This window comes from Arthrobacter sp. 260 (assembly GCF_013116745.1).
In the GTDB taxonomy this organism is placed as follows: Bacteria; Actinomycetota; Actinomycetes; order Actinomycetales; family Micrococcaceae; genus Arthrobacter_D.
Map to the genome: position 1 here is coordinate 207,760 of NZ_JABFOE010000001.1, position 12,737 is coordinate 220,496.

15 protein-coding genes are annotated in these 12,737 nt (G+C 64.5%); 7 read left to right on the top strand and 8 right to left on the bottom strand.

What is annotated here, in order from left to right:
• Positions 1-2 precede the first annotated feature (2 nt).
• On the top strand, positions 3-1,286 hold the full coding sequence (locus tag HMI57_RS00975; protein ID WP_171584034.1) for a citrate synthase: 1,284 nt from the start codon (positions 3-5) through the stop codon (positions 1,284-1,286).
• A 108-nt stretch (positions 1,287-1,394) separates the two neighbouring features.
• Here HMI57_RS00975 and galE read toward each other — a convergent pair whose 3' ends face one another.
• Positions 1,395-2,408 (bottom strand): UDP-glucose 4-epimerase GalE, encoded by a 1,014-nt coding sequence (gene galE / locus HMI57_RS00980; RefSeq protein WP_171584035.1) that lies wholly within the window; start codon positions 2,406-2,408, stop codon positions 1,395-1,397.
• Between the two features lie 137 nt (positions 2,409-2,545).
• On the opposite strand from galE, the gene HMI57_RS00985 reads away from it, so the two are divergent.
• The gene (locus tag HMI57_RS00985) at positions 2,546-3,151 is read left to right on the top strand and encodes a hypothetical protein (protein ID WP_171584036.1); all 606 of its coding nucleotides are present in this window, start codon (positions 2,546-2,548) and stop codon (positions 3,149-3,151) included.
• Positions 3,152-3,176: 25 nt separating this feature from the next.
• Here HMI57_RS00985 and HMI57_RS00990 read toward each other — a convergent pair whose 3' ends face one another.
• Together HMI57_RS00990 and dapD are read right to left on the bottom strand one after the other, a co-directional pair.
• Entirely contained in the window at positions 3,177-4,058 is an 882-nt protein-coding gene (locus tag HMI57_RS00990; RefSeq protein ID WP_171584037.1) for a hypothetical protein, read from the bottom strand.
• Positions 4,059-4,064: 6 nt separating this feature from the next.
• Positions 4,065-5,024 (bottom strand): 2,3,4,5-tetrahydropyridine-2,6-dicarboxylate N-succinyltransferase, encoded by a 960-nt coding sequence (gene dapD / locus HMI57_RS00995; RefSeq protein WP_171584038.1) that lies wholly within the window; start codon positions 5,022-5,024, stop codon positions 4,065-4,067.
• A 33-nt stretch (positions 5,025-5,057) separates the two neighbouring features.
• On the opposite strand from dapD, the gene dapE reads away from it, so the two are divergent.
• Positions 5,058-6,149: a succinyl-diaminopimelate desuccinylase gene (gene dapE, locus HMI57_RS01000; RefSeq protein WP_171584039.1), complete on the top strand. Its 1,092-nt coding sequence runs from the start codon at positions 5,058-5,060 to the stop codon at positions 6,147-6,149.
• A 111-nt stretch (positions 6,150-6,260) separates the two neighbouring features.
• Here the strand turns inward: dapE and HMI57_RS01005 are convergent, their stop codons facing one another.
• The 4 genes from HMI57_RS01005 to HMI57_RS01020 all read right to left on the bottom strand — a co-directional run bounded on the left by HMI57_RS01005 (position 6,261) and on the right by HMI57_RS01020 (position 9,567).
• Complete coding sequence (locus HMI57_RS01005) at positions 6,261-7,127, bottom strand: amino acid ABC transporter permease (protein ID WP_171584040.1); 867 nt, start codon at positions 7,125-7,127, stop codon at positions 6,261-6,263.
• Positions 7,124-7,798: an amino acid ABC transporter permease gene (locus HMI57_RS01010; protein ID WP_171584041.1), complete on the bottom strand. Its 675-nt coding sequence runs from the start codon at positions 7,796-7,798 to the stop codon at positions 7,124-7,126. The genes HMI57_RS01005 and HMI57_RS01010 overlap by 4 nt, the downstream gene beginning before the upstream one ends.
• Positions 7,799-7,879: 81 nt before the next feature.
• Entirely contained in the window at positions 7,880-8,725 is an 846-nt protein-coding gene (locus tag HMI57_RS01015) for a glutamate ABC transporter substrate-binding protein (protein WP_171584042.1), read from the bottom strand.
• A 53-nt stretch (positions 8,726-8,778) separates the two neighbouring features.
• A complete protein-coding gene (locus HMI57_RS01020) occupies positions 8,779-9,567 on the bottom strand; it encodes an amino acid ABC transporter ATP-binding protein (protein WP_171584043.1) in 789 nt (262 codons plus the stop codon).
• Between the two features lie 119 nt (positions 9,568-9,686).
• Here HMI57_RS01020 and HMI57_RS01025 point away from each other — a divergent pair, with 119 nt between their 5' ends.
• The 4 genes from HMI57_RS01025 (at position 9,687) to HMI57_RS01040 (ending at position 11,742) form a co-directional block, all read left to right on the top strand.
• The gene (locus HMI57_RS01025) at positions 9,687-10,472 is read left to right on the top strand and encodes a TIGR00730 family Rossman fold protein (protein ID WP_171584044.1); all 786 of its coding nucleotides are present in this window, start codon (positions 9,687-9,689) and stop codon (positions 10,470-10,472) included.
• Positions 10,473-10,519: 47 nt separating this feature from the next.
• The gene (locus HMI57_RS01030) at positions 10,520-10,843 is read left to right on the top strand and encodes a DivIVA domain-containing protein (protein ID WP_171584045.1); all 324 of its coding nucleotides are present in this window, start codon (positions 10,520-10,522) and stop codon (positions 10,841-10,843) included.
• Positions 10,840-11,418 (top strand): DNA-3-methyladenine glycosylase I, encoded by a 579-nt coding sequence (locus HMI57_RS01035; RefSeq protein ID WP_171584046.1) that lies wholly within the window; start codon positions 10,840-10,842, stop codon positions 11,416-11,418. The genes HMI57_RS01030 and HMI57_RS01035 overlap by 4 nt, the downstream gene beginning before the upstream one ends.
• A 156-nt stretch (positions 11,419-11,574) precedes the next feature.
• The gene (locus HMI57_RS01040) at positions 11,575-11,742 is read left to right on the top strand and encodes a DUF3117 domain-containing protein (RefSeq protein WP_167993928.1); all 168 of its coding nucleotides are present in this window, start codon (positions 11,575-11,577) and stop codon (positions 11,740-11,742) included.
• 85 nt (positions 11,743-11,827) lie between these two features.
• Here HMI57_RS01040 and HMI57_RS01045 read toward each other — a convergent pair whose 3' ends face one another.
• A complete protein-coding gene (locus HMI57_RS01045) occupies positions 11,828-12,472 on the bottom strand; it encodes a class I SAM-dependent methyltransferase (protein ID WP_171584047.1) in 645 nt (214 codons plus the stop codon).
• Positions 12,473-12,737: the final 265 nt, after the last annotated feature.

Here is a 12,737-nt window from a genome sequence, read left to right on the forward strand (position 1 = left end):
CAATGACCGAGCAAAACGGTGCGTCCCTGCACTATGACGGAGGCAAACTCAGCCTCCCGATGGTCAACGCCGCTGAAGGCAACAATGGTTACGACGTGTCGAAGCTGCTCAAGCAGACCGGCGCTGTCACCTTTGACCCCGGCTTCATGAACACTGCAGCCACCACCTCGGCGATTACCTACATCGACGGCGACCAGGGCATCCTGCGCTACCGCGGATATCCGATCGACCAGCTGGCGCAGCACTCGAGCTTCCTCGAGGTCTCCTACCTGCTGATCTACGGGAACCTGCCCACCCCCACCGAGCTGGCCGCGTTCGACGACCGGATCCGTCGCCACACCCTGCTGCACGAGGAGCTCAAGGGCTTCTTCGGCGGCTTCCCCCGCGACGCGCACCCTATGCCGGTGCTGTCCTCGGCCGTGTCGGCGCTGTCGACCTTCTACCAGGACTCCCTCGACCCGTTCGACGACGAGCAGGTAGAGCTTTCCACCTTCCGCCTGATGGCGAAGCTCCCCGTGATCGCAGCGTACGCGCACAAGAAGTCCATTGGGCAGCCCATGCTCTACCCGGACAACTCGATGAACCTGGTAGAGAACTTCCTCCGGCTCTCCTTCGGTCTCCCCGCCGAGCCGTACGACCTCGATCCGATGATGGTCAAGGCCCTCGACCTGCTGCTGATCCTGCACGCCGACCACGAGCAGAACTGCTCGACGTCGACGGTCCGCCTCGTCGGCAGCTCCAACGCCAACATGTTTGCGTCGGTCTCGGCTGGCATCAACGCCCTGTTCGGGCCACTGCACGGTGGAGCCAACGAGGCTGTGCTGAACATGCTCCGCGACATCCAGGGCAAGGGTATGAAGCCCGAGGACTTCATGGAGAAGGTCAAGAACAAGGAAGACGGGGTGAAGCTCATGGGCTTCGGACACCGCGTCTACAAGAACTATGACCCCCGCGCCACCATCGTCAAGGCCACCGCCCACGACATCCTCAGCAAGCTCGGCGGCAACGACGAACTGCTTGACATCGCGATGCGGCTCGAAGAGAAGGCCCTCGCCGATGACTACTTCATCGAGCGGAAGCTGTACCCGAACGTGGACTTCTACACGGGCCTGATCTACAAGGCCATGGGCTTCCCCGAGAAGATGTTCACCGTGCTGTTCGCGATTGGCCGTCTTCCGGGCTGGATTGCGCAGTGGCGCGAAATGATGCAGGACCCGCAGACCAAGATCGGTCGCCCGCGGCAGCTCTACACGGGCGAGCCGGAGCGCAACTACCCCGCGCGGTAGCGGGACCGGACGCCGCCCTGGCGTCGACCCACTAATAACGACGACGGCCGGTCACCTTGCGAGGTGACCGGCCGTCGCGGTTAATGCCGGGAAACCGTCGGGCGGTTCCTAGCTCGCATACCCTTGCGGGTTGTGCTTCTGCCAGCGCCAGTGATCCTCACACATCTGCTGCAGCGACCGGTGAGCAGACCAGCCAAGGTCAGCCAGGGCGGCCGATGGGTCAGCGTAGCTGACCGCCGCGTCGCCGGGCCGGCGGTCAGCGAATTCGTACGGGATCTCGTGGCCGGCAGCTGCCGAGAAGGCGGCGAGGACTTCCAGGACCGAGGAACCGTTGCCGGTGCCCAGGTTCCAGCGGTGCACGCCGGCGTGGGTGCGCAGATAGTCGAGGGCGGCAAGGTGGCCGGCGGCGAGGTCCACCACGTGGATGTAGTCGCGGACGCCGGTGCCGTCGGGGGTGGGGTAGTCGTTCCCGAAGACCATCACCTTCTCGCGGCGGCCCACCGCCACCTGAGCGACGAAGGGGAGGAGGTTGTTGGGGATGCCGGTCGGGTCTTCACCGATCCGCCCCGACTCGTGGGCGCCGACGGGGTTGAAGTACCGCAGGAGCGCAATGTTCCAGCGACCGTCAGCTGCGCCGAGATCGGTGAGGATGTCCTCGATCTGTTCCTTGGTGCGGCCGTAAGGGTTCACGGCGTCCAGGGGCATCTTCTCGATCAGTGGCACCTCTTCGGAGGCCCCGTAAACGGTTGCTGAGGAGCTGAAGACCAGTGTCCTCACCTGACGTGTTTCCATGACCCGCAGCAGGTTCAGGGTGCCGCCCACGTTGTTGTGGTAGTAGTGCAGCGGTTGTGCCACCGACTCGCCGACGGCCTTCAGACCGGCGAAATGGATGACCGCGTCGATTGCCTCCGCCTCAAACACTGCGGTCAGCGCCGCCTCGTCCAGCAGGTCCACCCGGTGGAAGGTGAGGTTTTTCCCGCTGAGCTCCTTCACCCGGTCCAGTGCTGTCTCAGAGGAGTTCATCAGGTTGTCGACCACCACCACCTCGTGTCCGGCTTCGAGAAGAGCGAGTGTCGTATGGGAGCCTATGTACCCGCTACCGCCGGTAACCAAAATTTTCATACTTCCAGCCTAGTTTGTTCCCGCCGTATTGACCTGCTCAGCTGCTGTTGGGGCGCGTGAGTTGGGTCTACCCTTGAAGTCAGCGGGCCGAGCCCACGACCGGGTACCGGGCAGGCTCGCCGGGAAAGGTTGTGCTGATGATGTCCACCGGTGGGCCCGGGTGGCAGATCGTTGCTGATTCCTCGCCGGTGCTGCTGTTCTCCCTGTACCTGCGCGACTGTGCCGGGTTGGAGGCAGCGGGAAGCCCCTTATTGCCCCCGGTGATCCCTCCGGTGCGCCGGGTGGACCCGAGTCATCTGGTACACGCGGCGGGAGGGCTCACGGTCCTGCGGATCGAGTGGGAAACCTGGTGGCATCAGCTGGTGGGGGACTGCTTCAACGCCGAGGCGACCGCCCCACAGTTCCCCGAACTCGATTCGCTGCCTGCGTTGCAGCTTCTGGCGCAGGCCCACTATGGGGCGGGCCTCGACTGGGCTCGCGAGCGGCGCATCGAGTACGCCGCCCTGGCCCGTCGCCGGGGCAGATCCCGGCAGCGGGACCCGTTCGAACAGTTGGTTCAGGAGCGCGAGCTTGAACTGGGCAGAGATGCGCTGCCGTTCACTTTGCAGGTGGTGGAACTTCCGCTCAGCGAGGCGCGGGCCTGGTTCGTGGAGCCCGGCACCTTGCTGATGAGCCAGGACCTCGCCGCTGACCCGCCAACCTTCAGCAGCTACGTGCGACCAGTGGTTGAGCTGCTCGCCTAGCGCCCGGGCCCACGCTGAAGCGCGGCTAGGGCTGCTCGGCGTCGTCGGCGGCGAGGAGGACGCGGATCTGCCCGGTGGTCGTCTCGACGGCGGTCCACCCGTGCCCGGCACGGGTCCATTCGAGGCCTCCGAAGGCCACTGACTCGATGTGCAGCGCCTTCGCGTTGGCTACCGCCCACTGTGCCGCCGCCCAGCCCGTGGCGCCGGTGGCTTCGAGAATGAGCGATCGGTCATCCACCACTGTCGAGCCGATTGATCCGAAGGCCGTCGCAGCCGCAGCCTGGACCGATTCGGGGTCCCCCACCTCGTCGGCCCCGCGCAGTACACAGTTCAGGGACGCGGGGGAGTTGCCAGTAAGGGCTGAAGCGAACGCCCGGCCCTCCGCCTCATGGTCGGCGTAGGCGTCAGGGAGCGCACTGCGCTGCACCGCCTGCGCAGCCTCAGTGATGGGCAGCGACTCGTACCCCGGGATGTCCACCAGTGCGTCGTAGAACGCGCCGGCAGCGTAGAGCGGATCCTGCACCTGGTCGTCGGTGCCCCACCCCTGGGAGGGGCGCTGCTGGAAGAGGCCACGTGAGTCGGGTCCGGCCTCGTCCCCGTAGTCGAGGTTGCGCAGCCCCGACTCCTGGACGGCGGTGGCCAGCGCAATCGACGCAGCGCGCGCGGGGAGGCCCCGCGCCACCGCCACCGCAACGATCAGGGAAGCGTTCTGCGCCTGTTCAAGACCCAGCTCGTACGTGTCATTTCCGACGACGGCGGTGCACCGTTCCCGCACCAGGACCTCGGAGGAGTTCACCTGGCTGACCGCGAGGTAGATCCCGCCCGTCAGCACCGCCAGCAGGATGACGAGGACGATCGCCGTCTTCCGGCGGCGGCGTCGACGTGCCTCGGCCTTCGTGTACGCCACGGCTACCTAGTTGGCGTGCAGCACTGAGTTCAACGCGACGCCGTGGCCGCTGCGGGGACGGGCCTCAACGACGCCGGTGGCCGAGTTGCGGAGGAACAGGAGGTGCGACTCGCCGGAGAGCTCGGACGCCTTGACCACGCGCGCATCCGGCAGGGTCACCTTGGTGCCAGCCGTGATGTACAGGCCGGCTTCGACGACGCAGTCGTCGCCCAGGGAGATCCCGATGCCGGCCTGCGCGCCGAGGAGGCACCGTTCCCCGATGGAGACGCGTTCCTTGCCGCCGCCGGAGAGGGTGCCCATGATGGATGCCCCACCACCGATGTCCGAACCGTCGCCAACCACCACGCCAGCGGAGATACGACCCTCGACCATTGAGTGTCCGAGGGTGCCGGCGTTGAAGTTGACGAATCCCTCGTGCATCACAGTGGTTCCATCGGCGAGATGGGCACCCAGGCGAACCCGGTCGGCGTCGGCAATGCGCACGCCGGTGGGCACCACGTAGTCGACCATCCGGGGGAACTTGTCCACCCCGTAGACCACTACGGCGCCGCGGGAGCGCAAGCGCAGTCGGGTGGTGTCGAAGTCTTTCACGGGGCAGGGCCCGAAGTTGGTCCACACCACGTTGGACAGGAGCCCGAACAGCCCGTCGAGGTTGATCGAGTTGGGGGCGGCGAGCCGATGGGACAGCAGGTGGAGGCGCAGGTAGGCGTCGGCGGCGTCGGCTGGCGGGGCGTCCAGATCACTCTGCACCTGGACGACCTCCTGGCGGGTGCCGCGGAGGTCATCGGCGCCGGCCAAGGCCGTGAGGGAATCCCTCAGATCCTCCTGGGTAGGGCCGCCAAGCTCCGGGCGGGGGAACCACACGTCGAGGACGGTGCGGTCGGCGGTGAGGGTCGCCAGGCCAAGTCCGTGGGCTGAGCGGGGGCCAGAATGGGCTGGGGCGGGGGCTGTGGCTCGTTCAGTCATGGCCTCAAGTCTACCGAGCGATAGGCTGGATCAATGACCGCACACCTTCCTCCCGCCCTTGATCTGACCACCGATGTTGCCCTCCTGACCGCCTCGCTGCTGGACATCGAGAGCGTGTCGGGAAACGAGCTGACCCTTGCCGACGCCGTCGAGACCGCCCTGCAGGGATACCCCCATCTGGAAGTGGTGCGCGACGGCGATTCCATCATCGCCCGGACCTCGCTGGGCCGGGCTGAACGGGTGATCCTCGCGGGCCACCTGGATACCGTCCCCCTGCCGACCGTGCCGGGTTCCCGCGGCACCGTGCCGAGCACCTGGGACGGGGAGGTCCTCTACGGCCGGGGCGCAACCGATATGAAGGGTGGAGTAGCGGTCCAGCTGGCCCTGGCCGCCGAGCTGACCAACCCGGCCCGCGACATTACCTATGTGTTCTACGACCACGAGGAAGTGGAAGCCTCACTCAGTGGGCTGGGCCGGTTGGTCGAACGGTTCCCTGACTGGTTGACTGCCGACTTCGCGGTCTTGCTGGAACCCACCGACGGCACCGTTGAGGGCGGGTGCAACGGAACTGCCCGTTTCAACGTGACCACTACCGGCCGGGCCGCGCACTCCGCCCGTGCCTGGATGGGGGAGAACGCAATCCATGCTGCGGCCGACATCCTTGCCCGGCTGCGGGACCACGAGCCATTGACCGTCGACGTCGACGGCCTGGCTTACCGCGAAAGCCTCAACGCCGTGATGATCAAGGGCGGTACCGCAGGGAACGTGATTCCTGACCGTACGGTGATCGAGGTCAACTACCGGTTTGCGCCCAACAAGTCACCCGACGACGCCGAGGCGTACGTCAGGGCCGTGCTGGCGGGCTACGACATTGAACGCACGGATGCGGCAGCCGGCGCGCGTCCCGGTTTGAACCACCCTGCGGCCGCCGACTTCGTCGCAGCAGTGGGAGCCGAGCCCAAGCCGAAGTACGGTTGGACCGACGTCGCGCGGTTCAGCGAACTGGGAATCCCTGCAGTGAATTTTGGACCCGGCGACCCGCTACTGGCCCACTCCGACAACGAGCACGTGAGCGCCGACGAGATCAGGCAGTGCCTTACCGCACTGCGGACCTGGCTGGGTTAGAACCCCCTACACGAAAGAGTGCGGCTACACCCCAGGGTGTAGCCGCACTCTTTTGCTTAGCGCTAAACGTCGCTGACGATCAGCTCCCTAGACGATCAGCGCCATAGACGATCAGGGCACGGGGGCGGCGCTGGCCAGCTCCGTGTCAGCGGTCTTCTTCACCTTGCGTCCCGTCCTGAAGCTCAGCAGCGTGGAAAGCTTGTTGGCTACCGATGACAGGATGAAGTTGATCAGGATGAAGATGAACGCGGCAATCAGCAGGGACTGCAGCAGGTTACCTTCACCCACGCCGAGGCGGCGTGAGTACTGCAGCAGCTCGGCGTAGCCGATGATGTAGCCCAGCGCCGAGTCCTTGAGGATGACCACGAACTGGCTGACCATTGCTGGAAGCATTGCCACCAGAGCCTGTGGGATCTCGATGCTCCGCAGGGATTTGCCCGGCGTCATGCCGATAGCCATCCCCGCTTCGCGCTGGCCTTTGGGAAGGCCGTGTACACCCGAGCGGACCAGTTCGGCAATCACCGACCCGTTGTACAAGGTCAGGGCCGTGACGACAGCCACGAAGATGGGATCGGTGATGAACGGCACCTCTGCGAGGGCCAGCCAAAGGAAAATCATCATCAGCAGCACTGGGACGGCCCGCAGGAACTCGACGACCAGCCCAGCGAACCAGCGGATGGGCGCGATGTGGGACAGCCGTCCGATACCGAACACCAGACCGAACACGATCGACGTCACCACGGCCACTGCTGCGGCTTTCAGCGTGCTGAGCAGGCCTGGGAGTATGAAGAACTCCCAGGTGCGGCCTTCAAGGAAGGGTGTCCATTTGGCGGCGGCAAACTGCCCCTGACCGGCCAGCGCAACCACTACGTAAGCCAACAGACCAGCCACCAGCAGAACACCGGCGATGTTGCCGATGAAGATGCGGCGCTTGCCCTTGGGGCCTGGCGCGTCGAACAGGACTTGTTGTGCGCTCATCGTGCCACCGCCAGTTTTCTTGACAACCAGGTAGTCAACAGGCCAATGGGGACCACGATAATCACGAAGCCCATGGCGAAGACGAAGAAGATGGGGATCACCAGGTCGCCCTGGAACTCGATCATCTGCTTCATCAGGTTGGATGACTCGACGACGGATCCCGCGAAGGCGACCGTCGAATTCTTGGTGAGGGCGATCAGGACGTTGCCCAGCGGGGCAACGGCGCCGCGGAGCGCCTGCGGGAGGATCACCAGGCGTGCGGCCGGGAGGAAGCTGAGCCCGATCGCGCGGGCTGCTTCGGCCTGGCCAAGCGGGACGGTGTTCACGCCGCTGCGGATCGCCTCACAGACGAAAGCGGCGTGGTAGATGCTCAGCCCCAGGATGGCGAGGCGCAGAAAGTTCAGCTGGAAATCTTCGGCGAGGACAACGTTCAGCTGCCCCCAGAGTCCAAGGATGCCGAAGGCGATGATCACCGTCAGCGGAGTGTTCCGGAAGATATTCACATACGCGGCACCGAACCACTGGAGACTGGCGATCGGTGAAATGCGCATGAGCGCGAGGATGGTTCCCAGGATGAATGACCAAATTGCGGCCCAAAACGTCAGCTGGATATTGACCCAGAACGCTCCAGCGACGTCGTACGTCTCAAAGAGCGATAGGAAATTATCCATGGTTCACCTCTTCCGTGGTGGTGAAATGCCTTGGTGGGGCAGCCGCCAGGCCGCCCCACCAAGGCATTAAACGGTTGGAGCCTAGGCGCAGGCGTCAGGTTCTGGTGGGTTCAGTTCCTCGTTGTACGAGTAGTCAGCACCCTCGGTGTTGGCCATGATGGCCTCTTCCCAGGCACCCTCGTCGATCATCTTGACGATGGCGGCGTTGATGTCTTCACACAGGTCGCTGCCCTTGGTGAGGCCAACTCCGTAGTTCTCCTCGGAGAACGGGTTGCCCACCACCTTGAACTGACCGGCGTTGGCTTCCTGGGCGGCGAGGCCGGCCAGGATGATGTCATCGGTGGTGACGGCGTCGATCTGGCCGCCGCCCATCAGCGAGACACACTCGGCGTAGCCGGGCTGCTCCACCAGGTTGGCGTCGGCACCGAACTCTTCGTTGATGCGTGCGGCCGAGGTGGAACCGGCAACTGAGCAGAGGTTCTTGTCGGTCAGCGACTCAGGTCCGGTGATTTCCTCGTCATCGGCGCGGACCAGGAGGTCCTGGCCGGCTACGAAGTAGGGTCCGGCGAAGTCGACGGTTTCCTTGCGCTCATCGGTGATGGAGTAGGTCGCGAAGATCATGTCCACCTCTTCGGTGGAGAGCAGGTTTTCGCGGTTGGCTGAGGGAGCCTCGACCCATTCGATCTGGTCCTCGGAGTAGCCAAGCTCGGTTGCCACGTACTTGGCAACGTCGACGTCGAAGCCGGTGTACTCGCCGCCCTCGTCGAAGCCAAGGCCCGGCTGGTCGAACTTGATGCCGATGCGGATGCTGTCGGAAGCGGCTTCCGAACCGGTGTCGTCACTGCCCTCGTCCCCTCCGCCACAGGCGGAAAGGGTGAGTGCGGCTGCAGCAGCCATGGCGGCTACTGCATAACGGTGCTTGCGCATGATTTCTCCTTGCGTTCGTCTATTTTGATGAAAATTGTTCCGTGCGGTGGCAGCTAGTGCGCGAGGATCTTGCCGAGGAAGTCCTTGGCACGGGGGCTCTGGGGGTTGGTGAAGAACTCTTCGGGAGTAGCTTCCTCAACGATCTGGCCGTCGGCCATGAAGATCACCCGATCGGCGGCTTTGCGGGCGAAGCCCATCTCGTGGGTCACCACGATCATGGTCATGCCCTCCTTGGCCAGGGTGACCATGGCGTCGAGCACTTCGTTGATCATCTCGGGGTCGAGTGCGGAGGTCGGTTCGTCGAACAACATCACCTTGGGCTGCATGGCAAGCGCCCGGGCGATGGCGACACGCTGTTGCTGGCCGCCGGAGAGCTGGGCCGGCAGTTTCTGGGCCTGGTTGTCAACGCCAACCCGCTTCAGCAGGGACATGGCCAGCTCTTTGGCTGGGCCGCTCTTCATGCCCTTGACCTTGATGGGGCCGAGGGTGACGTTCTCGAGGATGGATTTATGGGCAAACAGGTTGAAGGACTGGAACACCATCCCGACGTCGGCACGGAGCTTCGCCAGTGCCTTTCCTTCTGCGGGCAGTTCGACACCATCGATACGGATTTCGCCGTCGTCGATGGTTTCCAGCCGGTTGATGGCGCGGCACAGGGTCGACTTTCCGGAACCTGATGGGCCGATGACCACCACCACCTCCCCGCGGGCAACCTCGAGGTTGATGTCTTGCAGCACGTGCAGTTCGCCGAAGTGCTTGTTGACGTTCTTCAGCAGTACAAGCGGCGTCTGCGCCGATGGTGCAGCGGACGCGGACGAGTTTGCTTCGAAATCACTGGTCATAGTGATGAATGTAGCGAAGGATTGCCTGCTGGCAAGACACCTTGGTACCGAATGTCGAAATCGTGACTCAAGAGCAACCAAGACCGCGAGGGGTTGCGGTGGCCCGATAGGCTCAAAAGATGCCTTCCAACGAGTTCACCCAGGATCCAGTACCGACGACTGCAGCACACACGCCGACCCGGCGCCGCGGGCAGGTCGAGTTGCGCCGTGACCAGACCCGGACACCCCAATCCGACCGGTACCTGCTCGACTCCGGGAGTGGCAACCACTTCACCAAGACGGATCCGTGGCGGGTGCTGCGCATCCAGAGCGAGTTCGTTGAAGGGTTCGGCACGCTCGCGGAGCTGGGCCCGGCGATCAGCGTATTCGGATCCGCCCGCACCCCACGGGATTCCCCGTTCTATGCAATAGGCGAGGAAGTAGGTCGCCGGCTGGTGGAGGCGGGCTATGCAGTGATCACCGGTGGCGGACCGGGCGCCATGGAAGCAGCCAACAAGGGTGCCTGCGAGGCGGGCGGCATGTCGGTGGGTCTGGGTATCGAGCTTCCGTTCGAGCAGGGGATGAACGAGTGGGTGGACCTGGGCGTCAACTTCAGGTACTTCTTCGCCCGCAAGACCATGTTCGTTAAGTACGCCCAGGGCTTTATTGTGCTGCCCGGTGGCTTCGGTACCCTCGATGAACTCTTTGAGGCGATGACCCTGGTCCAGACCCAGAAGGTCACCTCCTTTCCGATCGTCCTGATCGGCACCGAATTCTGGACACCCCTGTGGGATTGGGTCCGCGGCAGCCTGCTGGCGAACGGGATGATCTCCGCCAAGGACCTGGACCTGGTGCATCTGGTGGACGACCCAGCCGAGGCGGTCCGGTTGGTGCGCGCCGACACCGCATCCCATGTCTCCCCCTGACGGGACGCCGTCGCCGTCGCCGATGATGGGGTGGGTATCGTAGAACGGTGAGCATCTTCCTTGTCCTGGTCGCGATAGCAGTACTCGGCGCGGTGGCTTTCGCGCTGGTGGGTGGGCGCCGCTCCGGGGGACAGGACACCACTCCCGACGTCGGCTTCGCCGGGTTGGTCGAGCCCACCCCATCCCTGCCGGCGGTGCTGTTGCCCGACGAGCCGGATGCCGCCGACGTGGGAGCAATCCGGTTCGCTCCCGCCCTGCGTGGATACCGGATGGACCAGGTCGATGAGGTCCTTGATCGACTGGCCGCAGCGCTGGAGGAGCGCGACGCGACGATTGCCGAGCTTCGCCAGACACGCCAGGATCACCCGTGAGCGGCGGTGTCCGCGGTGAGGACGGACTGATCCGGTGCGACTGGGCGGATTCCACACCTGACTACCGCAGATACCACGACGAGGAATGGGGCCGCCCCGTCCAAGGCGATGCGGCGCTTTTCGAACGGCTCAGTCTTGAAGCTTTCCAGTCGGGCCTGAGCTGGCTCACGATCCTGCGCAAGCGTGAAGCCTTCCGGGCAGCGTTCAGCAACTTCCAGCCGTCAGCGGTGGCCGGGTTTGACGACGCCGACGTCGAACGTCTGATGCAGGACTCGGGGATTGTCCGCAACCGGGCGAAGATTCTCGCCACTATCGCAAACGCTCGCGCGCTCCAGCAGCTACCGTCAGGGGAGTCTCTGGGCATGCTGCTGGAACTGCGCCGTCCGGCTCCCCGGCCGGCGCCTGACACCTTGGCCGATGTTCCTGCGGTGGTCCCGGAATCGGTGGCTTTGGCGAAGGCGCTGAAGGCCCGGGGATTCAGGTTCGTGGGTCCTACCACGGGGTACGCGATGCTCCAGGCGACGGGGTATGTCAATGACCATCTGCACCGCTGTTGGGTACGGGGTTCGATGTGACCCACGACGCACCGCGATTCGCCCAGTCGGCTTACGTGTTGGATAATGAAGGTGGATCAATGCGCGGGGGCCAGCATGCCGCCGTGTACGTGAAGTTAATTTTCGTTGACGGGCGGCCGGGGATCCCGGGCGCGCACTTGTGAAGGGATACTCCTTATGGCTGCGATGAAACCGCGGACCGGCGATGGGCCGATGGAAGTCACCAAAGAGGGACGCAGCCTGATTATGCGGGTCCCCATCGATGGTGGTGGGCGTCTCGTAGTCGAGCTCAACGCGGAGGAAGCCGGAAAGCTCAAGGACTGTCTCCTCACCGTCACCGAGTAATTACCGAATACAATCCGGTCGCCGGGGGGCGACCGTACCGGACGGCGGCCGCATCACCCGATAGGTGTGACCGGCCGCCCTGGTTTTAGCGGCTGGCTGGCATCTTGACGGCGAGCAACAGACCGTGGCCGGTCGGAAGCAGTGCTGTGACCAACTGATCGTGGTCGCGAATGGTCCGGCCTACCTGGCGCGTGACGTTCGTTGACTCGTCCCGGATTGCGGGATCCGCTACCCGGTCCTGATCCAGCGCATCGTTGAGCATCAGCATGCCGCCGGGCTTGAGCAGGCGAATGGCCTGGTTCACGTAGAGCGGGAGACCGGCCTTGTCGGCGTCGATAAAGACGAGATCATACGCGGCGTCGGTCAGACGTGGCAGCACATCGGCTGCCCTGCCCGAGATGGTGCGGGTCCGGTTTCCCGGCACACCAGCCTCGGCGTAGGCTTCCCTGGCCGCCCGCAGATGGTCGACGTCGGAGTCAATCGTGGTCAGAACCGCCTGCGGACCCAGACCCCTCAGGATGCACACTCCCGAGACTCCCGCTCCCGCGCCAATCTCCACAACCGTCTGCGCCTTCGACGTTGCAGCCAGAACGGTCAGGGCCGCGGCAACACCGGTGGTGACCGGGGTGACCCCGAGCTCGTAGGACCGGTCCCGCGCCCGCAGGAGCACGTCGTCCTCATCGGGGAGTCCCTCGGTGTAGGACCAGCTGCTCTGTTTGTCCGCGCTCATATGTATACCGCTGTCTTCTCGCTCAGGTTGTGTGCACTTCGACGTCCAGCCGCCGGGTTGCCCTGCGGCGGGGATAAGTTCTCCTTACCAGCGTACTGGGTGCCGGCCCGTGGCCCTACTGGGCGACGGCCGCGCAGAGTGTCCTGGTCCGCGCCCGAACCGCCAGCAGGGCGTCCGGCATAGTTTTTCAGCGATCTCCCAGCTTGATAGGGCAATATTCAAGCCCGGGCATCCGGTCCTTCATCGGCCGCGAATACCCTAGGAG